The following is a 21953-nucleotide window of genomic DNA, read 5'->3' as shown; positions in this document are numbered from 1 at the left end:
GGAAAAGCCTTCAGAGCGTGCTCTAAGTATTGCCAAAACAGCGGCTGTTGATCTGTCACCAAACACCGTCCCATGAGCGACTACACACGCCTGACCATCCATGACATCGCCAGCATGGCGGGTGTCTCCCGCACCACCGCCAGCATGGTGCTCAATGGTCGCGCCAAGGAGTTCCGGATTGCGGCAGCCACCCAACAGCGTGTGTTGGAGGCTGCCCAGAAAACCAATTTCCAGCCTTCCCACTCGGCGCGGGCCTTGCGCTCGGGTTACAGCAACACACTGGGTCTGGTGATTCCCGAATTGACCAACTTGGCCTTGGCCAGTCTGGCGCAGGCGATGGAGCCGATTTGTCACCAGGCTGGTTACCAGTTGCTGGTGGTGTCGAGCAACGATGACCCTGAACAGGAACGCGCGGGTATTGAACATCTGATTGCCAGGCAGGTGGATGGCTTGATGGTCATGCCCTGTTCTCCCGACCCCAAGGTTTACCTCAAATGGCGTACACGTTTGCCCTTGTGTCTGGCCGACCGTCGGGTGAACGACAAGTTCTTGACCCATGTGATCACAGACGCCACCGGCGCGGTGACCGACATGGTCTCTGACGCGCTCAAGGACGGTGCCGGTGAGGCGTATTACTTTGGCGGGCAACCCTATCTGTCTCCCAGCATCGACCGGCTCAAAGGGTTTCGTGCGGCCCTGGCTTCGGCTGGCCTGGAGGAGCAGCCTGGCTGGGTACGTGCGCGGGACTACCGCCGCAGCAGTGGTTACGCGATGATGCAGGATTGTTATCAAGAGCTGGGGCGTTATCCGCGCGTGTTGTTCACCGGGTCGATGACGCTGTTGGAGGGGGCGCTGGCCTTTATCAGCCACAACCAGCATTTCAGCATTGCTCCGCAGCGCATCATCACTTTTGATGACCACTCGCTGCTGGACTGCCTGCCTCTGAAAATAGATTCGATCGAGCAGGACAGCCAGGCCCTGGCCCAGGCCACGCTGGCAGGCCTGATTGGCTTGATCAACAAACAGACACCGGTTTCCCAGACCGTGCCCGCCCATTTGCACTGGCGCAGCCGCAAGGCCTGAAGACGCTCAGAGCAGCTCCTCCTCAGCGCAAAAAAAAGCGGCCAGAACGGCCGCTTTTTGCTGGGTACAACAGGCAGTGACGACACCGCCTGCTGTGTTATTCGGGTGAGTTGACCTGGGCGAGGACCGGGCCGTTGCTGCGTTTTTTCCACCAGGCCCAGACTCTCGGACCCACGATGGGAATGAACAGCGTGAACACCGCGATGACCAGGAAGCTCAGGCAGATCGGACGGGTGAAAAACACCGAGTAGTCACCGTTGGACATGGCCAGTGTGCGGCGCAGATTGGTTTCCGCCATCGGCCCCAGAATGATCCCGATCACGATGGGCGACATCGAGAAGTCCAGCTTGATCAGGATGTAACCGAGCACACCCGCCGCCATCATGACAAACACGTCAATCATGGTGTGGTTCACCGAGTAGGAGCCCACGGCGCACAGTGTCAGGATGATCGGCACCAAAACCCGGCGTGGCACATCCATGATCTTGGTAGACAGCCGCAAACCGGCAAAACCAATACAGCCCATCACGATGTTGGCAACCAACAGGCCGATGAAGATGGTGTTGACTTCCACCGGATGTTCAGTGAACAACAGTGGGCCGAGTGACAAGCCTTGCACCATGAAGGCACCCATCATGATGGCGGTGGCGCCGTCTCCCGGTATGCCCAAGGTCATCAATGGCACCATGGCACCCCCGGCAACTGCGTTGGCACCGGCTTCAGGCGCCGAGGTGCCTTCAATCGAGCCGTGGCCAAATTCCTCGGGGTGTTTGGACCAGCGTTTGGCTTCGGTGTAGGAGATGTAAGAGGCAATGTCGCCGCCGGTGCCTGGAATGGCCCCGATGACGGTGCCAATGGCCGAGGAGCGCAGTTGCGTCGGGAACACGCGTTTCAGGTCGGCCCAGGTTGGCAGAATCCGTTTGATGGCCACCTGCACCTTGCGGTTTTCGCCACCCCGGAAGTTGTCTTCCATGCTGATCATGCCTTGTGAAAAGGCGAACAGCCCCACCAGAATCGGCACAAAGGAAATGCCACCCATCAGGTAAACCGAATCAAAGGTGAAGCGGAAACCAGCGGTCATCGGATCCAGACCCACAGTGGCAATCGCCAGACCCAGGCAGCCACCCATCAGGCCTTTGATGATCGAGTGGGACGAGACGCTGGTGATGATGCTGATGCCAAACACAGCCAGCGCAAAGTACTCGGGTGCCGACAGCCCCACGGCCACCTTGGCCAGCAGTGGCGAGATCAGGATCAGGCAGATGGTGCTGAAGACGCCGCCAAAGACCGACGAGGTAGTGGACAGACCCAGTGCGCGGCCAGCTTCCCCTTTCATCGCCATCGGGTAACCATCGAGGATGGTGGCCGCAGACGCAGGGGTGCCCGGTGTGTTGATCAGGATGGCGGAGATCGAGCCGCCATAAATGGCGCCGCAATACACACCCAGCAGCATCAGGATACCGGTCATACCCTGGAAGGAGAAGGTCAGAGGCATCAACAAGGCAATACCCATGTTGACGGTGAGTCCGGGCAGGGCGCCGATGATGACGCCAGCCAGTGTGCCCAGAAAAATCATCAGCATGGCGTTGAAGCTGAAGACGACCGAGAAGGCAGAAAGAATATCGTTCATGGTTTCACCGTCGTTGTTTATTCAAGAAACACCGAGGTCGGCAACGTGGTGTTGAAGACGAGGGCAAAGAAGACGTAAATGACCCCGACCACCCCAACAGCAAGCAGCGCGGAAGCCCACAAGCGACGCTCCCCCATCAACAGGTTCATCGTCGGAACAAAGGCCAGTGTGGCCAGCACAAAACCAGCCGCTGTTAACAGTCCCCCGTAAACCACCGAAACCGCTGCAGCCAAGTAGGCTTTGCGAACCACCGCAGAGCCCAGATCCACGGTCTTGTCTTTGTTGATGTGTGGAGACAGCCAAACCTCCAGGAACTGCAGCACACCCAGGCCCACAAACAGGTAAGCGATGATGCTTGGCCAGTAGTTCTCGCCCGGGACACCGTTGTCATCCCAGCCGGCAAGATTGCGGCTGAGGTAAATAATCAGCAGACCCAGCAGCACCGAGACTGCCGCCACGACCAAGTTGTATTTCTTCATGTTGAATCCTCTTTATGCTGGCCCGGCAACAGCGCAGCCGGGCCAGTTTGATCAGAATTTATTTTTTCTTGGACTCTTCGATCAGGTCTTTATAGGTGTCGTGGTCTTCTTTCATCATGGCCGCAGCGGCATCACCGGCAATCACCACCGGCATGATCCCTTGTTTCATCATGGCAGCCTGGAAGTCTGGCGATTTCACCGTGGTGGTAAATGCTGCAACCAGTTCTTTGGTGATGTTTGCAGGCAGCTTGGCGGGTGCCGCCAACACGGCCCAGGCGCGCATGTTCAAGCCCAGATCCTGCCCCAGCGCTTCCTGGAAGGTAGGCACTTTCGGGAATAGATCAAAACGCTTGGTGTCCATCACACCCAGAAAGCGCAAGACACCAGCATCCACCTGGGATTTGGCAGCACCGGGGGTGGTGATGACCGCGTCAATGTGTCCGCCCACCAGCGAGGCAATAGCTGGGCCAACGCCTTCGTTGTAGGGGATGTGGTTGAACTTGACACTCAGCTTGCGTTCGATGTTGAGGGCGGCCAGATGATAGATCGCACCCATGCCGGAATTGCCCATCTTGATCTTGCCGGGGTTGGCTTTGGTGGCGTCAATAAATTCCTTGAGAGTTTTGTAAGGAGAGTCGGCCTTGACCACCACGGCGCACGGGTCGGCAATGGCGGCCACCAGCGGTGTGAAGTCGGCGTAGGTGACGGGCGACTTGCCTTCATGCGGGAACATCGCCAGTTCAACCGTGGTCATCACCAGCTTGTAGCCATCCGGCTTGGCCCGAGCCACTTCGATCAACCCAGCCACACCGTTGCCAGCGGGTTTGTTGTCAGGCACAAACATCAGGCCTTTGGGCATGGCGTTTTTGCTGTATTCGATCAGGGTTCGTGCGGAGGTGTCGGTACCCCCGCCCGGGTTTTTGGGAATCACCACCTCGATGTTTTTGGTCGGGTAAGTCAGGGTCTGGGCAAAACTTTGCCCTACCACCACCGACAGCACAGCGGCCAACACCAATGACATTTTTCTCATGACGCGATCTCCTTCTTTGATAAAAAGTTCTCTCTCTTTTTTTGCTACTTGGAGCGAGCAAAACAACTCATACCTTCATCGTTCAATCTCTCAATTTGTGGTCAGCTTGGCTGTCTGCGTGTTCAAGGCAAAACCAGGTGCTGGTACACGATGTTTCGCCGGTTCCAGGTGTAGCTCAGGTGCACGTGGCGACCATCGGCAATGATGGCCGGGTAAGAAAACTCGCCTTCCTGTGTTTCCATGTCCAGCTCCGTTGTCCAGCTGGCTCCGTTGTCGTTGGACAGTGACAAGGAAATCGGGTAACGCCGCCCCCAGTTGCCTGCCACCGGGTTGGACACCAGGGCGAGGCTCCCGCCGTCACAGCGCACCAGGTCGATGCCACTGTTGTTGTTGGGCAAACCGGTGGCATATGCGGCGCACCAGCTGCGGCCATAGTTGCTGGAATCACTGCGGTAGATGAAGCCGCGCGTGCTGCGCATCAGCATGTGGACCTGGCCCGGCGCCGACTCCCAAAGCGTTGGCTGGATCACACCGTCCCACTGGAACACCCGTTTGACATCGGTTTCCCATAACGCATTGGCGGCCAGTCCGCTCCAGACTTCGGTGCTGCCCGCGTTAACAGGCTGCAGGTGGGTGAACGGCACATCCACCTTGTGCCAGCTTTGTCCCTTGTCGGCCGAGATGTCGGCAAACACATCCCAGGTGGCTTCTGTTTCAATTGAACCTGGTGCCAGCCACTCGCCGTTGCTCATCACGATCAGCTTGTTCTTGACGGGACCGCGTGGCAGCTTGTCACCGGGCACCAGTTCCTGCACAGCTGCCCAGGTCTGTCCGCCGTCGAGTGACACCGTCCAGCGCGTTACCCAGTTGTGGACGGTTGGCCCCACCTTGTAGAACAGCCAGACCGTGTTGCCCTCGGCATGCAGGACCGGGTTCCAGTGGGCCAAGCCGTCCTCGGCGATGCACCGCAACGGCGTTTGCCAGGCACCGCCTCGTGTCGACACCAGCCAGATGGCCACATCACCTGCGCCTTCGCGCTCACCCGCAAAAAAAGCCACCAGCAGTTCACCATTGGGTAACTTCACCAGGGTGGAGGCATGGCAGTTGTTGAAGTAGCCATGGTCCTGCGGCAGCAGAAAACACTTCTCAGAGTTGATAGATTTCATGTCAAGCACCCATTGTCTCGTGGTCACTGCCGCTTTTTTTGTCAGTTCAGATGCCCAGCTGGTTTTTCAATGTTTCGCCCAGACGCAGTGTTTGCTGCACCGTAGATTGAAAGTGTGCCGAGTAGTAATTGCCAGCTTCGCGGGTGCGGCTGGCGACCGATTTGAAGTTGCCCAGGCTGAGCTGATAGTCCTTGGCACAGATCGGGTAGTCCAGGTACTCCAGCAGGGATGCGGCCGACAGGTAGTCCGAGACGACCTGTGCACTCTCCGGCGCGGTGTCCCAGTTGTCACACAACCAGACATACAACTCGGGGTGGAAGTTGGTCATCACACCGCTGTAGCCATGCGCGCCTGCCTGGAGTGAGGCCAGCAGGGTCTGGCCGTTGGCATTGGCGATGTGCAAACGGCTGCCTTTGATGAGATCCAGACGCTGGCGGATCTTCTCGATCTGGCAGCAGGTGTCCTTGATGAAGGTGTAACGCCCGCTCTGGGCGCACCAGCTCACCACCTCGTCCGAGAGCAGGCGTTTGTAGGGGTGCGGGCATTCGTAAATGCCCAGGCCTACTGTGCTGGGGATGGCCGCCGTGAGGGTCTGCAGATTGGCCAGCACCACATCGTCTCCCTCGCTGGGCGAGGCCAGACGGTTGCTGATCAGGATCACACTGTCCACACCGGTCTCAGCCATCTGGCCCACCTGGTCGATCTGCTGCGGCAGGCCACAGGCGGTGTGGCCGGAGGCCACCACCGGCACACGCCCATCGACATAGTCCAGCACAAAACGTGTCAGCTGCAGCGACTCTGCTTCCGAGAGAAAAAACATCTCGCTCGACTGGCAGTTGGCAAACAAGCCATTCACGCCCGCCTGGATGTACCAGTCAATGAGTTTTTCCAACGACGCCCAATCGATGTTGCGCTGTTCGTCAAACGGGGTCAGCATGACCGGCCAGACACCTGTGTATTTATCGTTATGGTTCATTCAAAAATCCTGGGTTGAAGCTCAAAGGCAAGCGTTGGCGTCACCCGCTACAAAAACGCGGATATTTTGTGTCAACGCCTGCGCCACAAACGCACGCAGCACATCCTGCAACTTGTCCGGGTCGACATAAGCGATGGTGATGTGGTTGCTTTGGTGACCCGCCATCAGTTCATCACGGCTGACACCGTCCAACACGCAGTTGAGCAGCGGCCATTCATAGGTGGTGGCGCGACGGCGGCGCTCGAATTCGGCAGTGGGCAGTTCCACCGCCGTGCCGGTGCCGATGTGCATCACCACCTTGGTGCCTTCGTAGTGGGCACGGGCCCAAATCAGCCGACCGGCCTTGCCTTGACCTTGGATCGACGAGCCCCCCTTGGGGAAATACATCGCAGGTTGGCGATAACCGGTGGCACCGGCAATACCACCTTTGAGGTGTTCAAACGGCACCGAGCCCGAGATTTCAAAGTCCCAGTAGAAGGTGCCTTCAAACTCGCTGCCCCAACGGATGTCGTGCAGCGTGGTTTCCGCAGGCAGACCAAAAGAATCCAGCAGGCGCCACAACATGGTCTGCGGAATCGCGGTGCCCATGTCCACCTCGTTGATGCAGGGAATGGCTTTGCCCGCACGGATGATGTTGCCAGCTTCGTCGGGAATGGGGAAACGTTCGCTGGAGCCGATGGCGCCTTCGGCAAAGTCGGAGGCTGCGCACGAGTGTGCCAGCCCCTGCTGGTACTGCACACCCACCGCAGACAAGCCAAAACGCTGGGTGAAACGGCCCATGGCAATCATCATGGCGCATTGTTCGAGCACCTGGTCGCGTGTCAGCTCCTTGGCCGGATCAGTGCCAAAGTTGAACTTCATGCCACGGGCTTCATACCAGGCCAGACATTCCTCGCGCAGTGCTTGCGGCACCTTGGCCATTTCCACCAGCAGGGCGGACTGCGACAGGCTTTCCATCGGCATGCCGATGTCAACCAGGGCTTTTTGCGGGAACACGCCATTGATCATGCCCATACAAAAGCTGTCAAACAGCCCCATGATCTCCTTGTGTTTCAGCACATAGTTACCCACCTGGCGACCCATGGCCCAGGCCGCCGTGGTGCTGGACGGATGGTTCTGGTCCACTGCCTTGAGGTAAGAGGTGTCGTGGGTGATCTGTTGGGTGGTCAGCCAGGAACTCAGGCCGCTGTAGAAGAATTCATCATTGAATTCAGCAGACCACAGGCGCGAGTAGGACTTACCCAGGCTGGTCAGTGTGCCAGCCATACACAACATGCCTACCAGGCCGGGCCAGGTGCCGTCAAAGTTGGCCAGCAGCAGCACCGGGCCGCGATGTTTGGCCAGGCTGGGGGCCAGATGGTGCGAGTATTGCCAGGCAGTCAACAGCACAATCACAGGCGCGTCCGGGTCAATCTTGGCAAACAGGTCGCTGCCTTCGCGCTGGCTGCTGATGAAGCCATGGCCCTTGTCACCTTTGTACAGGTGGGCACGTTTGATCTTGTAGCCCAGGCGCTGGGTCACAGCTTCTTCGAGCCGGACTTCAAACTTGGCCTGTATCGGCCAGCATTCCACATTGGCCGATTCGCGCAGGTCAGCGTTGGTGACCAGCAGTACTTCTTTGTCGGCCACGGTGAGCACCGGGCTGGAGGGGGGCAGGGTCAGGGTCAGCATAGGGGGGTCCTTTTCTTGATCAAAATGGGTTGTCAGGGTGAGGGGTATTCAAGACCAGTCGCGCATCGCGGCACGGCTGGTCAACATGTTTTGGTACAGCTGCAAATACACCGCGTATTTGGCGTCGTGGAAGGCTTTGGTTTGGGGGCGGGCAGCCAGGCTGCCACCCGCTTGCACCATGGCCGCAGCAGCCGCAGGCAGGGAGGTAAACACCCCGCTGGCCGCCGCACCCAGCAGGGCAGCACCCAGGGTCACAGCGTCTTCTTCGCTCACCAGATGGATCTCGCAACCGGTGGCATCGGCGTGTTCACGCAGCCAGTAAGGGTTTTTGGTGCCACCGCCACACATCAGGATGCGGGTGATCTGGTGGCCAGCGTTGTTCATGCTCTCGATGATGTGGCGGGTGCCATACGCCAGCGCCTGCAAGGTGGCCAGGTACAGGCGTGCCAGGGCGTCGCGCCCGGACTCCAGCGTCAGACCCACCACCAGGCCCCTTGCGTCCGGGTTGGCGCGGGGAGAGCGGTTGCCGTGGTGGTCACCCAGCACATGCAGGTGGCGCGTGGGCCAGGGTTCACGCGCTTCGAGGTCGGCCAGCCACCCATTCAAGACAGCGTAGACGTTGGTTTGCTGTGCTTGCGCGGTCGACTCCAGTAACGGCCAGGCGTCGCTTTGGCGCAAAGTCCAGTCGAGCAGGGCGCCTGCCGCACTTTGGCCGCCTTCATTGAGCCAATAGCCCGGCAACATGGCGCCCCAGTATGGGCCCCAGACACCCGGCACCAAAACCGGTGCCTGGCTCACCACCATATGGCAGTTGGAGGTGCCGCCAATGATGGCCAGACTGCCCTGTGGTGCGGTGCCGACCAGGGCCAGGCCACCCGCATGGGCGTCGATGATGCCAGTGGCCACCACGGTGCCCGCAGGTAAACCCAGTTCGCGTGCTGCCAGCAAGCCCAGCTTGCCCGCCGCCGAGCCCAGGGGCAACACACGGGTTGGCAGTTTGCCGGGTAGATCGTCCAGGCCCACCGCCTTGAGCAAGCTCTCGCTGAAACGGTCCTCATGGGCCAGATAGTTCCATTTGCAGGTCAGGGTGCAGACACTGGCCGCGTCGTTGCCGCAGGCGCGCCAGACCAGGTAGTCCGCCAGGTCGAAGAAGCGCCAGGTGCTGGCGTAACGCTCCGGGAAATTCTGTTTGAACCACAGCACCTTGGGCAGCTCCATCTCGATGCTGACTTCGCCGCCGACGTACTTCAAAGCTTCGTCTTTTGTAGCGTTGATCGCTTTTGTTTGCTGGGCTGCACGGTGATCCATCCACATGATGATGTCGTGATCGGGGGCACCGTCCTGAGCCAGAGAGACCGGCTGGCCATCGGCATCCACCGCCACCAGGGAACAGGTGGCATCCACACCCAACGCCACAACCTTTGTGGCATCGACACCCGGGGTGGCTAACGCTTCATGCAGCGCGGCACAGGTTTGTGCCCAGATGTCGGCGGACGACTGTTCGACAAACAAAGGCAAGGGTTTGAACTGCTGGATGGCACGTGTGGCAAAAGCCAAGCGCTGGCCTTGTCGATCAAAAATCCCGGCCCGGACACTGGCTGAGCCAACGTCAATACCTACAAACAGTTCATCGCTCATGTTTTGTCCGATGGAGTAGCTAATACGTGTTAGCACTATATCTGAAGAAGTTAAAAAAACGCAAGCCACGAAAGATTTTTGATGTTTGTCTCAACCCGTTGACATACGTCAAGCTTGCGCAACACACGCGGCGCGGCTGTTGATGGGGTCACAAGAAACCGCCGCTGACAAAGCTTGTGTCGCCAGCGACGCAGTGCTTGATGCAGGGGAAGATGGGCCAAGTGCCAGGCTGCTGCAAGCAGCGGCGATAATGGCAGGCTGTGTCCAGGCTTTGACCGCCCTCGGGCCAACCATTTCACCCTTTACCGCTTGACCCATTTGCCATGACCACACCAACCATCAGTGTTGCCGACATCCGCAAGACCTTCCTCGACTTCTTTGCCTCCAAAGGCCACACCGTGGTCGCGTCGAGCCCGCTCGTCCCCGGCAACGACCCGACACTGATGTTCACCAACTCGGGCATGGTGCAGTTCAAGGACGTGTTCCTGGGCACTGACAAACGCTCTTATGTGCGCGCCGCCTCGGTGCAAGCCTGCCTACGTGCTGGTGGCAAGCACAATGACCTGGAAAACGTGGGCTACACCGCACGCCACCACACGTTTTTCGAGATGCTGGGCAACTGGAGTTTTGGTGACTACTTCAAGCGTGAGTCGCTCAAGTGGGCTTGGGAGTTGCTGACCGAGGTCTACAAGCTGCCTAAAGAGCGCCTGCTAGCCACGGTGTACGCCGAAGACGACGAGGCCTACAACATCTGGACCCAAGAGATTGGTCTGCCGCCCGAGCGTGTGATCCGTATCGGCGACAACAAGGGTGCACGCTACAAGAGCGACAACTTCTGGATGATGGCTGACACCGGTCCTTGTGGCCCATGCTCCGAAATCTTTTACGACCACGGTGACCACATCCCAGGTGGCCCCCCGGGCAGCCCCGACGAAGACGGCGACCGCTTCATCGAGATCTGGAACAACGTGTTCATGCAGTTCAACATGGCTGAAGACGGCTCGGTCACACCGCTGCCCGCGCCCTGTGTGGACACCGGCATGGGCCTGGAGCGCCTGGCCGCCATCTTGCAGCATGTACACAGCAACTACGAAATCGACATCTTTGCTGCGCTGATCAAAGCTGCTGCACGCGAAACCCACACCACCGATCTGGCCAACCCCTCACTCAAGGTGATTGCCGACCACATCCGCGCCACCGCGTTTTTGGTCAACGACGGTGTGTTGCCCAGCAACGAAGGGCGCGGCTACGTGCAGCGCCGCATCATCCGTCGCGCCATCCGTCATGGCTACAAACTCGGCCAAAAAACGCCGTTTTTCCACAAACTGGTGCCTGATCTGGTGGTGCAGATGGGTGTGGCCTATCCCAACCTGGCTTCGCAGGCGGAACGCATCATGGACGTGCTGCGGGTCGAGGAAGAACGCTTCTACGAGACGCTGGCCACCGGCATGCAGATTCTGGACGAAGCCCTGGCTGGCGATGTCAAGCTGCTGCCCGGCGAGGTGGCGTTCAAATTGCACGACACCTTTGGTTTCCCGCTGGACTTGTCGGCTGATGTCTGCCGCGAGCGTGGCGTGACCGTGGACGAAGCAGGTTTTGCCGCCGCCATGGAAGCCCAAAAAGCCAAGGGCCGCGCCGCTGGCAAGTTCAAACAAGACAAGGCGCTGGAGTACACCGGTGACGGCAACGAGTTTGTCGGTTACGAACATCTCACAACCACTAGCGAAGTTGTAGCTATCTATGTAGACGGTACAAGGGCTGACGAGCTAAAAGAAGGTCGGTCTGGTGTGGTGGTGCTGGCGACCACCCCGTTCTATGGCGAAAGTGGTGGTCAAGTGGGTGACGCTGGCGCCATCTTCTCGGACCACGCTTTGTTCGAGGTGGCCGACACCCAGAAGATCAAGGCCGATGTGTTTGGCCACCACGGTGTGCTCAAAACCGGCAGCCTCAAAGTGGGCGACGGTGTCACCGCGCATGTGAACGCCAGCTTGCGCGTCGCTACCCAGCGCAACCACTCGGTCACCCACCTGATGCACAAGGCGCTGCGCGAGGTGCTGGGCAGCCATGTGCAGCAAAAGGGCAGCTTGGTCAACGCCGAGCGCACCCGTTTTGACTTCGCCCACAATGCCCCGGTGACCGACGCCGAAATCCGCGAGATCGAAGCCCGTGTCAACGCCGAAATCCTCAGCAACGCCGCGACGCAAGCGCGTGTGATGGACATCGAATCGGCCCAGCAAACCGGCGCCATGATGTTGTTTGGCGAGAAATACGGCGAATCGGTGCGGGTGCTTGACATCGGCGGCAGCCGCGAACTGTGCGGTGGCACCCATGTGCAGCGCACCGGTGACATCGGTTTGTTCAAGGTGGTGACCGAGAGTGGTGTTGCCTCTGGTGTGCGTCGCATTGAGGCGGTGACCGGTGACAACGCCTTGCACTATCTGCAGCACCTGGAAGACAGCCTGAGCCATGCCGCAGCCACACTCAAAACCCCGGTGGCTGAGGTGAATGAGCGGATCATCTCTGTTCTCGAACACGTCAAAACCCTGGACAAGGAACTGGCCGCCCTCAAAGGCAAATTGGCCAGCGCCCAGGGTGACGAGCTGCTGAGCCAGGCGCAGGACATCAAAGGTGTCAAGCTGCTGGTGGCACGCCTGGATGGCGCCGACGTCAAGACCTTGCGCGACACCATGGACAAACTCAAGGACAAACTCAAGACCGCCGTGGTGGTGTTGGGTGTGGTCGACGGTGCCAAGGTGCAGATCGCCGTGGGTGTGACCGCTGACACCACGGCCAAGGTCAAGGCTGGTGAACTGGTGAACTTTGTCGCGGCGCAAGTCGGTGGCAAAGGCGGCGGCAAGCCTGACATGGCCATGGCTGGCGGTACCGAGCCCGCCAAGCTGGCAGACGCACTTGCGAGTGTGTTGGCATGGGTTGAGCCGAAGCTCTAAGCGCTATTTAAGTCGTAGCTAATAGCCCTTATGGTAAAAGGGCTAGAGGCCAATTTATCATGTGATTTTTCTCGCCGAGTTGATTTATGTCAGGCCCGCCGTGGCCTGGCCTTTTACACTCGCACACTTTTGTTTTATCCACAATTCAAGGCGACCCATGAGTGCATTTCTGAATGAAACCGTTTTAAGCGTTCACCACTGGACAGACCGACTGTTCAGCTTCACCACCACACGTGATCAGGCTTTGCGCTTTTCAAACGGCCACTTCACCATGATCGGCCTGCGCCTGGAGGGTGGCAAACCGCTGCTGCGCGCCTACAGCATCGTCAGCCCCAACTACGAAGACCACCTGGAGTTTCTGAGCATCAAGGTGCAAGACGGCCCGCTCACCTCCAAGCTGCAGCACATCAAAGTGGGTGACCAGATTGTGGTTGGCAAAAAGCCCACCGGCACCTTGCTGATTGACTACCTGCTGCCCGGCAAAAACCTGTATCTGTTTGGCACCGGCACCGGCCTGGCGCCGTTTTTGAGCATCGTGCGTGACCCCGAAACCTACGAAAAGTTTGAAAAAGTGATTTTGGTGCACGGTGTGCGCGAGGTGGCTGAACTGGCTTACCACGACTATCTGACACAAGAGCTGCCCGACCACGAGTTCCTCGGCGAGATGGTCACTGCCCAAATGCTGTATTACCCCACGGTGACCCGCGAGCCCTACAAGAACCAGGGCCGTATCACCGACCTGATCGAGTCCGGCAAGCTGCAAAAGGACCTGGGTCTGCCCAAGTTTGACCCCGAATACGACCGCGCCATGATGTGCGGTAGCCCTGCCTTGTTGAAAGACCTCAAGCACATTCTGGAAACCCGTGGTTTCCTGGAAGGCAACACCACCAAACCCGGTGACTTTGTGGTTGAACGCGCTTTTGTGGAGCAATAAACATGAGTCACCATGACGTTTACGCCATCGGCAATGCGCTGGTGGACTCGCAGTACGAGGTGTCCGATGCGCAGTTGTTAGCTGCGGGTGTTGAAAAACGTCATATGACCTTGATCGACGCGGCCCGTCGCACCGAGCTGCTCAGCCATGTGTATGGCCTGCCGGTGCTCCGTGCGGGCGGCGGATCGGCTGGCAACACGGTGGTGGCCGTGGCCCAATTGGGTGGCAAGGCCTTTTACTCCTGCCGGGTGGCGGACGATGAACTCGGCGAGTTTTACACCCAGGATCTGATCTCACACGGTGTCGCCACCAACTTGACACACACCCGCGCACCACAGGGCCAGACCGGCAGCTGTATGGTGATGGTGACACCGGATGCAGAACGCAGCATGAGCACCTTTTTAGGTGCCACAGCCGACATCGACGCCAGCGCCTTGCACCCGCTCGACATTGCCAAGTCCAAGGTTTATTACATGGAAGGTTACCTGGCAGCGTCGCCCACCGGGCTGGACGCCGCCATCAAAGGCCGGGCCATCGCACGCGAGGCCGGTGTGGCACTGGCCACCACACTGAGCGACATGACCATGATCAACTTCTGCCGCCCAGGGCTCGACGCCATGGTCGGCAATGCCGAGACCGGCCAGCTGGACTACCTGTTCTGCAACGAAGAGGAAGCCCAGGTCTGGTGCGGTAGCAAAGATCTGGCGCAGATCTGCCGCCAACTCAGCCAGCAGGCGAGGGTGGTGTGCCTGACGCGTAGTGCCAAAGGCTGTGTGGTGCTGGAAGGTGAGCAGCGCACCGAAGTGCCTGCCGCCCAGGTCAAAGCCATCGACACCAATGGCGCAGGCGACATGTTTGCGGGTGCATTCTTGTATGCCGTCACCCATGGCCACAACCACGCCCAGGCGGCCTGGCTGGCCAACCAGTGTGCCGGTCGCGTGGTGTCGCAGGTGGGTAACCGTTTGCCCCAGGCAGACATGGACCAGCTCAAGGCGTCGTTTGCGGGGTTTGTCGCCAGCAGCGCTGCCCAGGTCGCTTGATACGCTTTTTTGGGGGCCTTGGCTTTTGACTTATTTAATGGGTTTTTGAGCTAATCCGGGTGTTTTTTTTGACGGTGAGCCGATAATCTTTGGCGCAGCTGCCAACACGGGATGCCAGCCGCAGTTTTATCAACTACTCAGGAAACAGACCTATGACAAATCGTCGCGTATTTATTCTGCAATCAGTGGTCGGCACCAGCGCATTGGCTTCGGGCATGGCAATGGCCGCAGCACCCTTGGTCGCTGAAACAGATGCCAACGCCAAGAGCTTGGGCTACGTAGCTGACACAACAAAAGCGGACAAGACCAAGTACCCCAAGCACACCAAGGATCAATCCTGTGCCACCTGCGCCTTGTACCAAGGCAAAACCGCTCCCCAAGGAGCTTGTCCTTTGTTCGCTGGCAAGGAAGTTGTTGCCAAGGGCTGGTGCAGCGCCTGGGCCAAGAAGGCATAAGCTCACATGCCCCACAAAACCCACCCTTGCGGTGGGTTTTGTTTTTTATGGGTACCTGGTACCTGCACGGCTTTTTCCAGCATAAATTTCCGATAATTCAACCATGAATACAACGATCAATGCCGACGCGGCTGAACTGGCCAAATTTTCTGAGCTGGCCCACCACTGGTGGGACGCAGAGGGTGAAATGCACGCCTTGCACAAGATCAACCCCTTGCGCCTGGGCTGGATCAACGGCCTGTGCCCTCTGGCTGGCCTGAATGTGCTGGACGTGGGTTGTGGCGGCGGTATCCTGACCGATTCTCTGGCGCGTGCAGGTGCCACAGCCACTGGCATTGATCTCTCCACCAAGGTCTTGCGCGTGGCGCAGTTGCACGCGCTGGACGCACAAACCCAGAACGTGCAATACCGTGAAATCAGTGCCGAAGCCTTGGCTGCCGAGCAACCCGGGAGTTTTGACGCAGTGACCTGTATGGAAATGCTGGAGCATGTGCCCGACCCGGCCTCGGTCGTACAAGCCTGTGCAACGCTGGTGAAGCCCGGTGGTTGGGTGTTTTTCTCCACCATCAACCGCAATCCCAAGTCGTTTGTGATGGCCATTGTGGGTGCCGAGTACGTGCTCAACATGGTCCCGCGTGGCACCCATGAATACGCCAAATTGCTTCGTCCCAGCGAACTGGCGGGCTTCTGTCGCCGGGCTGGCCTCACGGTGTCACACAGCAAAGGGCTGTCGTACAACCCATTCACCCAGCGCTTCTGGCTCAATGCCGACACCAGCGTGAACTACATGCTGGCAGCCCAAAAAACCGCCTGAACCGCTGCCCTTGATGAGCTCCCTCAACCGATTCACCGGTGTGAAGGCGGTGCTGTTCGACCTGGACGGCACCTTGATCGACAGCGCCCCAGACCTGGGCGCAGCTGCAGACTTGATGCGCACCACACGGGGTTTGCCCTCGATGGACCTGGCGGCCTACCGGCCCATGGCCGGTGCCGGAGCGCGCGGCATGCTGAACATCGCGTTTGGCATGGACCCGGACCACCCCGAGTACAACAGTTATCGGGAAGAGTTTTTCATCAACTACGAGCAACGGCTGACGCAAGACACGCTGGTGTTTCCAGGTGTGGCGCGGCTGCTTGATGATTTGGTGCAACAAGGCACCCCGTGGGGTGTGGTCACCAACAAATCGGCCCGCTTCACCACACCGCTGACCCAGGCCATGCCACTGTTTGCCTCAGCCGGCACCATCATCAGTGGCGACACCACCGCTCATGCAAAGCCCCATCCCTTGCCTTTGCTGGAGGCAGCCAAGCGTCTGGATGTGCCTCCTGAGAGCTGTGTTTATGTGGGTGATGACGAACGTGACATCGTGGCGGGCTTGGCCGCGGGCATGAAAACCGTCGCAGCCACCTACGGTTATCTGGGGCAAAAGTCCGACACCAGGCAGTGGGGCGCCCACGCCACGATTAATTCTGCCCTGGAGCTCTTGCAATTGATCAGTCGGCCCTAAAATGTCAGGCTTGGGGCTGCACTGGTTTCGACGTGGATTCGGACGCGCAGCAGGGCATGTCGAGCTGAATGCGCTCGTAAAACTGATTCAAAAAAACTAACTGCAAACGACGAACGTTTCGCACTCGCTGCTTAATTGCTAGTGAGCCTCACAACAGCAAGCCGATAGGCTGGGCAAGGGCGGCGCAAGCTGTCCAGGCTGTGGGGTAATTTCATTCGGCTGGGTCTGCCTTGGGTAACTTAGGGCAGGTCGAGAAAATAGGTTGCTGGCGATTTGCATAGCGTGCCACTGCGCGATGTGAAAAGCGAGATCCAAATCAGACGGCTACACATGTAGAACTGTTCGAAGAAGGTTTGCGGACGCGGGTTCAAATCCCGCCAGCTCCACCATATATAAGTCCAAGGCCGTTCGCTGAAGTCCAGCAAACGGCCTTTTTCTTTGCCAAATCAGCGACTTATACGGGTTTCACTTCCAATGTCGTTCGCTTTCGTTCGTTGACATCCAGCGCAAAACCGGGGAACATACAGGGGAACAACCGGGGGTAATTGCTCAAATTATGGGCATTGTTCCCCGGTCAGCCCCTTTGTTCCCCGGTAGGAGCCGCCAACATGTTGACCGATGCCCAATGCAAAAACGCCAAGTGTCCGCCTGACAAGGCCCGCGCCCGCTTCACCGATGCCGCCGGCCTTTACCTGGAGGTGAGCCCCGCCGGGTCAAAGCGTTGGTTCTGGAAAACCTACGCAGACGGCAAAGAAGGGCGCATGGCGCTGTGGGCCTATCCCGCCATCAGCCTGAGCGACGCACGCAAAGCCCGTGACGCTGCCAAGCACCACAAGTCAGAGGGCCGCAACCCTGTGGAGATGCGCAAGGTGCAAAAGCTCCGGGCCATTCGCCCCGAGGGCGACACCTTCAAGGCCGTTGCCCTGGAGTGGTACGCCAAACAGGCACCCCAGTGGAGCCCAAGCCATGCAGAGCGATCACGCCGCCAGCTTGAGCGCGATCTGTTCCCGGTGATCGGCGCCCGGCCCATTGCCGACATTCACGCCATGGAGCTGTTGGCCGCCCTGCAGAAGGAGGAGGAACGCGGGGCGCTGGAAACAGCCGACCGGGTTCTGATGCTTGCCCGCCAGATCTGGGACTACTGGCTGCCTACCGCCACCGTCCAGCAGCGCAACATCACCGAGGGCCTGAAGGGCCGCCTGACCCCGTACCGTGGCAAAACCTTTGCGGCCATTGTTGATCCGGTGCGTTTTGGTGACCTGCTGCGGGCCATCACCGGCTACAAAGGCGGGGTGATTGTGCGCACAGCCTTGCAGTTGGCCCCGATGCTGTACCAGCGCCCCGGCAATCTGCGCGAGATGGAATGGGCAGAGCTTGACCTCGATGCGGCGCTGTGGACCATCCCCAGCGCAAAGATGAAGCGCACCAAGCTGGAGAAAGAGCAAGGCGAGGCCCACACGGTACCGCTGCCCACCCAGGCGGTGGACCTGTTGCGCAGCCTGCAGCCCGTCACCGGCCACGGGCGCTACGTGTTCCCCGGTGAACGCAGCCACGACCGCCCCATCTCTGACAACTCGGTGCGCAGCGCCTTGTATGCGCTGGGCTTTGGCAAGGATCAGACCTGGCACGGTTTGCGGGCCAGCGCCCGCACCATGATGGTTGATCAGTTGAACCTAGACCCCCTGGCCATTGAAGCCAACCTGGCGCACGCGGTCAAAGATGCCAACGGGCGAAGCTACAACCGCACCCAGTACCTCAAACAACGGTTTGAGCAGATCCAGGCCTGGGCCGACTACCTCGACAAGCTGCGCAAGGGTGCAGACGTGATCCCACTGCCCCAGCGGGCCGCCCGATAGGATCACGCCCGGCACGTTTTGCCACGTTTCCAGGCTGCTACCCGCTGAAAAAGTGGGGACACTGGGGGCAAACGGGCGAAACCCAGCAGCCATGCGGGTTTGCGGTGTTTTTGGCAGTGGGGACAAAGTGGGGTCAGAGTGGGGGCAAAGTGGGGACGTTTTTAGATGATGAAAATGATTCATTCACTCTACCTATTCCCTTGCCCCACTGCCCAGCCCAGCCCGCTGCGCACTTTGCCGGGCTATTGCAAACGCTACCGGATTTGAGCGCGAGGGGGTATCCCCTTGGAACCAGCTACCCGGGCCGCTTTTTGCGACGTGACTGCGCATCACCTCGACACGCTGCGCACCGCCTGGCGTGGTCTGGTGGCCAGCGCCAGCACGGTGACCGTCCGGCGCCGTGACACGGGCGGCCCGGTATCGTTTAAATCTGCCCCTGTGGATAACTTTTATAGCGCCAGCATTCTGCCAACTGCTGAAAAAATAGGCATTGTGGATAAGGTTTGTAAGTGTTTGATATCGTTAAATAATCCGCTAATTCGTACGAAAGATATCATTTTGTGTAGTTTGTACGACGGGTGTTATGTTAAATAGTCGTACGTTTTTAACGTAAACGTACGAAATAGCGGATTTGTGCCACAATCAAAGCAGACCAAAGGAACGCACAAATGACACCTGATGAATTTTCGGCGGCCCTGACCGCACTGCATTGGAAGCAAACCGACTTTTGCCGAAAAACAGGCCTGAACAAATCAACGCCTAGCAACTGGATGACGTTGAAAACACCCATCCCGCCGTGGGTGGCTGCTTACCTTGGTGCCATGCTGGATTTGGCAGCTCTGCACCGCAAGTATTTGGAAACCCCCAAAGGCACCGCAACCGATTGACCAACGCGAAGCCGTGGCGCGTTTCACCCACGGCAAATAATTGAGACAAGCAGTATGACCGACACCACCGCCCTACTGACCCGCATCGACCAGCTGACCAGTGCGGTGTGCTTATTGACCCAGGCGCTAGGCACCCGCTTGAACAAAGACCAGATGGCCACTCGCCTTGGCATCCACCGCAACACCCTGCGCACCCGCGCCAGAGGTAAAGACTTCCCCAAACCCGCAGACGATGGCAAGTGGGCCCTGGCCGACGTCATACGGTGGGAGCAAGGGCGGGGGCATTGAGCCGCCCGCATTGGCTGATCCTGCTTTTTTTCTTGGCGTTGCGTGTTGGGTTGCGCCTGCGAAACATGCAGCCGGGAACGCATGCTGGCGCGATATGAAATAGCTAGATTGACCCATTACATTGATGTACGCCGGGCGGCCGCACGGAAGGAAGCAAAACAGCTTTCTGGTGCTTGACCAAACGCCCGGGCATCGTGCAATAATGCATGCAAGCCGAAAGGCCCGGTGCGTAAGAACACCATTTTGTTAAGCGGTGCAACCTCCCCGATAGCGAGGTTTTGTCACGTCCAAACATTGCAAATGCGGCGCCGCGCCGTGTTTGAGAGTTTACGGACGGGATGGCCACAGCGGTAACGCCTGGCGCACGTCTTAACACGTGTTCTTAACATCCCGTCCACCATTTGCGCGTAAGAACGCAAGTGATGGGTTTTGAAGTCTCGTTAAGGAGCAAAAAGCCATGACCATGGTCATTCATCTGCCACGCCATAGCGCTGGCACCCGTGTGCAACTGTCTGCACGCACCCTCAAGCAAACCACCCTCGCCCGTGATGGCATTGCCCGCCAGCAAGCCATTGAAAACGCCCTGAGCATGGCGCTGTACTTTGTACGGCAGCCTGGCAACACAGCGGCCAACGTCTGGGCCGCCACCGCCCGCACCAATCGGGCATTCACGCTGCTGAAACAAGCCAGCGAAGGCGCTGCCACGGTCAAACCCGTTAACGCCACTGGGAGGGCTTGAGCCATGGCTGGCACCACCACACAAACCCACCCGGCATCGCGTGCCCATGGCCCCGCAAGAGTCAACGCCAGTGACTGCGTTACAGCCTACGGCGCGGGCGATGGCGTGCTGTCATTCCGACACGGGCTCAAGGTCCGCGAGCGCAACGCCATAGACAAGGCGCTGGCCATCGTGGGACGCTGCCTAATACAAGGCCGCACCGTATTTGATACGCCCGGCGCCGTGAAAACCTACCTTCAGCTGCAGCTGGCGGGTGAGCAAAAAGAACACTTCGCGGTGTTGTTTTTGGATGTGCAAAACCGCCTGATCTGTTTTCAAAGAATGTTCGTTGGCACCCTGACACAAACCGCCATTTACCCACGTGAAGTTGCGCACACATGCCTCATGGAAGGCGCGTCGGCTGTAGTGCTGTCCCACAATCACCCGAGCGGCACCGTAAAGCCCAGCCGGGCCGATGAAATGCTGACGCAAACCCTCAAAACCACGCTGGCACTCATTGATGTGCGGGTTCTGGATCACATAATTGTGAGCCCCACCGAGACCCTGAGCATGGCAGAGCGGGGGATGATGTAACGCTTGCAAGTTTTGCCCCGCCTACCCTGCGCCTGATCAGCAAGGGGGAAAAGTCGGACACCTTCACCGACCTGGCGGCGGCACCCAATGAAGGCTTTGCGTGAAGGCCAAGCATGTCAGACGACACCAAAAAGCCCACCATAAAACCTTTGGATGGCTGGACGATACAAACCCCATACGGCACCCTTAAAACCCGGTCTGGCGTTCACCTAGTGCGACTTGAGGATGTTCACACCTGGATGTGTGGCAATGGCGAATCTCCGAACAATGCCGTCTATAAGATTTTTTCCCCGTTTTACAAGGCATGCCTGAGTGCTGCAGTAGATGGTGATAAAGATTCACTGAGTTTGACCCAAAGCATTTTTGTAATGAATGCACTCACCCCACCTGATAGCCTTGTGATTGGTACAAATCAAAGCAAAGTCCAGGCTGTCAAGTTCTTCGCTTCGGCTTTCCCTGAGCTGGGCCATATACGGCTTGAAGATGGCAGCATTGGTGGTCTTGTCTATGCTATCGGTGAAGGGGCCCTGCGTGTCTGGCGCGGCACCGTCGACATTCATTCAGATCACCTTGCGGTCTTGAAGGATCGGCACGACCGAGAACAAGACGAAAAGTACGCCATCAGCTGGCCGAAAGATGAAGATCTGAAAAAGCTGCTTGGTAGGCTTGCCGCCCCTATTGAATTGGCCTATGAACTGTGGGGCTGGGGAAGCGTGACGGAGGTTGTGCAGTTGCATTCCGTGCCTTTGGCATCAGCCAACACTCAAACTGAGTTACAAACAGTCGGCAAATGGACTGACGAACGCCTTGCTCAGCTGCTTGAGGACTTCAGGAAAACTACCGGTAAGACTGTTGCAGCCCGGCGTCAAATCGTGGCCGATAAGTGGAAATGTAGTCCTGCAAACGTGAAAAAGTACTTGGCCAAAGCGGAAAAAAATACTAAGTCAGCCGCTATGTATTCTCAGCTTGTCAAACATAGCAGTAGCCAGTGACCTCGGCCCAAACCTAGCATTCATGCGGGTTTGCGCTGGTTACCACGGTAGCCAAGTTGC

General features: G+C 58.5%; 20 protein-coding genes, 1 other RNA gene and 1 pseudogene. 15 read left to right on the top strand and 7 right to left on the bottom strand.

The features are described 5' to 3' along the window. Nucleotides 1-72: 72 nt before the first annotated feature. The gene (locus FDG13_RS10200; RefSeq protein WP_180127279.1) at nucleotides 73-1083 is read left to right on the top strand and encodes a LacI family DNA-binding transcriptional regulator; all 1011 of its coding nucleotides are present in this window, start codon (nucleotides 73-75) and stop codon (nucleotides 1081-1083) included. A gap of 97 nt (nucleotides 1084-1180) precedes the next feature. Here FDG13_RS10200 and FDG13_RS10195 read toward each other — a convergent pair whose 3' ends face one another. The 7 genes from FDG13_RS10195 to FDG13_RS10165 form a co-directional block, all read right to left on the bottom strand. After that, the gene (locus FDG13_RS10195; protein ID WP_180127277.1) at nucleotides 1181-2713 is read right to left on the bottom strand and encodes a tripartite tricarboxylate transporter permease; all 1533 of its coding nucleotides are present in this window, start codon (nucleotides 2711-2713) and stop codon (nucleotides 1181-1183) included. A gap of 17 nt (nucleotides 2714-2730) precedes the next feature. Next, nucleotides 2731-3192: a tripartite tricarboxylate transporter TctB family protein gene (locus FDG13_RS10190; protein ID WP_180127275.1), complete on the bottom strand. Its 462-nt coding sequence runs from the start codon at nucleotides 3190-3192 to the stop codon at nucleotides 2731-2733. Nucleotides 3193-3250: 58 nt separating this feature from the next. Continuing rightward, on the bottom strand, nucleotides 3251-4222 hold the full coding sequence (locus tag FDG13_RS10185) for a tripartite tricarboxylate transporter substrate binding protein (protein WP_180127273.1): 972 nt from the start codon (nucleotides 4220-4222) through the stop codon (nucleotides 3251-3253). 122 nt (nucleotides 4223-4344) lie between these two features. Next, nucleotides 4345-5388 carry an exo-alpha-sialidase gene (locus FDG13_RS10180; protein ID WP_180127271.1) on the bottom strand — a complete coding sequence of 348 codons (1044 nt, stop codon included), beginning with the start codon at nucleotides 5386-5388 and terminating at the stop codon, nucleotides 4345-4347. A 46-nt stretch (nucleotides 5389-5434) separates the two neighbouring features. After that, entirely contained in the window at nucleotides 5435-6364 is a 930-nt protein-coding gene (locus FDG13_RS10175) for a dihydrodipicolinate synthase family protein (RefSeq protein WP_180127269.1), read from the bottom strand. A 21-nt stretch (nucleotides 6365-6385) separates the two neighbouring features. Next, the gene (locus FDG13_RS10170) at nucleotides 6386-8035 is read right to left on the bottom strand and encodes a signal transduction protein (RefSeq protein ID WP_180127267.1); all 1650 of its coding nucleotides are present in this window, start codon (nucleotides 8033-8035) and stop codon (nucleotides 6386-6388) included. Nucleotides 8036-8083: 48 nt separating this feature from the next. Further along, nucleotides 8084-9673, bottom strand: coding sequence for an FGGY-family carbohydrate kinase (locus tag FDG13_RS10165; RefSeq protein ID WP_180127265.1), 1590 nt, complete (start codon nucleotides 9671-9673; stop codon nucleotides 8084-8086). A gap of 323 nt (nucleotides 9674-9996) precedes the next feature. On the opposite strand from FDG13_RS10165, the gene alaS reads away from it, so the two are divergent. From alaS to FDG13_RS10095, 14 genes and pseudogenes are all read left to right on the top strand, one after another. Further along, nucleotides 9997-12621 (top strand): alanine--tRNA ligase, encoded by a 2625-nt coding sequence (alaS, locus tag FDG13_RS10160; RefSeq protein WP_180127263.1) that lies wholly within the window; start codon nucleotides 9997-9999, stop codon nucleotides 12619-12621. Between the two features lie 157 nt (nucleotides 12622-12778). Beyond that, nucleotides 12779-13555 carry a ferredoxin--NADP reductase gene (locus FDG13_RS10155; protein ID WP_078363118.1) on the top strand — a complete coding sequence of 259 codons (777 nt, stop codon included), beginning with the start codon at nucleotides 12779-12781 and terminating at the stop codon, nucleotides 13553-13555. Nucleotides 13556-13557: 2 nt separating this feature from the next. Beyond that, the gene (locus FDG13_RS10150) at nucleotides 13558-14595 is read left to right on the top strand and encodes an adenosine kinase (RefSeq protein ID WP_180127261.1); all 1038 of its coding nucleotides are present in this window, start codon (nucleotides 13558-13560) and stop codon (nucleotides 14593-14595) included. 152 nt (nucleotides 14596-14747) lie between these two features. Further along, nucleotides 14748-15050, top strand: coding sequence for a high-potential iron-sulfur protein (locus FDG13_RS10145; RefSeq protein ID WP_180127259.1), 303 nt, complete (start codon nucleotides 14748-14750; stop codon nucleotides 15048-15050). A 103-nt stretch (nucleotides 15051-15153) separates the two neighbouring features. Beyond that, nucleotides 15154-15864 (top strand): bifunctional 2-polyprenyl-6-hydroxyphenol methylase/3-demethylubiquinol 3-O-methyltransferase UbiG, encoded by a 711-nt coding sequence (gene ubiG, locus FDG13_RS10140; protein ID WP_180127257.1) that lies wholly within the window; start codon nucleotides 15154-15156, stop codon nucleotides 15862-15864. Nucleotides 15865-15877: 13 nt separating this feature from the next. Next, complete coding sequence (locus FDG13_RS10135; RefSeq protein WP_180127255.1) at nucleotides 15878-16558, top strand: HAD family hydrolase; 681 nt, start codon at nucleotides 15878-15880, stop codon at nucleotides 16556-16558. Nucleotides 16559-16570: 12 nt separating this feature from the next. Then, nucleotides 16571-16947, top strand: a transfer-messenger RNA (tmRNA) gene (ssrA, locus tag FDG13_RS10130). 219 nt (nucleotides 16948-17166) lie between these two features. Then, nucleotides 17167-18414: an integrase arm-type DNA-binding domain-containing protein gene (locus FDG13_RS10125; protein WP_180127253.1), complete on the top strand. Its 1248-nt coding sequence runs from the start codon at nucleotides 17167-17169 to the stop codon at nucleotides 18412-18414. Nucleotides 18415-18699: 285 nt separating this feature from the next. Continuing rightward, entirely contained in the window at nucleotides 18700-19008 is a 309-nt protein-coding gene (locus FDG13_RS10120; RefSeq protein ID WP_180127251.1) for a hypothetical protein, read from the top strand. A gap of 74 nt (nucleotides 19009-19082) precedes the next feature. Beyond that, nucleotides 19083-19301 (top strand): hypothetical protein, encoded by a 219-nt coding sequence (locus FDG13_RS10115; RefSeq protein WP_180127249.1) that lies wholly within the window; start codon nucleotides 19083-19085, stop codon nucleotides 19299-19301. A 54-nt stretch (nucleotides 19302-19355) separates the two neighbouring features. Continuing rightward, nucleotides 19356-19589, top strand: coding sequence for a hypothetical protein (locus tag FDG13_RS10110; RefSeq protein ID WP_180127248.1), 234 nt, complete (start codon nucleotides 19356-19358; stop codon nucleotides 19587-19589). Nucleotides 19590-20046: 457 nt separating this feature from the next. Beyond that, the gene (locus FDG13_RS10105) at nucleotides 20047-20328 is read left to right on the top strand and encodes a hypothetical protein (protein WP_180127246.1); all 282 of its coding nucleotides are present in this window, start codon (nucleotides 20047-20049) and stop codon (nucleotides 20326-20328) included. 195 nt (nucleotides 20329-20523) lie between these two features. Further along, nucleotides 20524-20901 (top strand): annotated as a pseudogene (locus tag FDG13_RS10100) (JAB domain-containing protein); the annotation flags it as partial. Nucleotides 20902-21014: 113 nt separating this feature from the next. Next, complete coding sequence (locus tag FDG13_RS10095) at nucleotides 21015-21893, top strand: hypothetical protein (RefSeq protein WP_180127242.1); 879 nt, start codon at nucleotides 21015-21017, stop codon at nucleotides 21891-21893. The last annotated feature ends 60 nt before the right edge of the window (nucleotides 21894-21953 follow it).

It is taken from the genome of Rhodoferax sp. BLA1 (genome assembly GCF_013416775.1).
Lineage (GTDB): Bacteria > Pseudomonadota > Gammaproteobacteria > Burkholderiales > Burkholderiaceae_C > Rhodoferax.
Note: the sequence above shows the minus strand (reverse complement) of the source record. Positions and strands in the feature narration are given on the sequence as shown.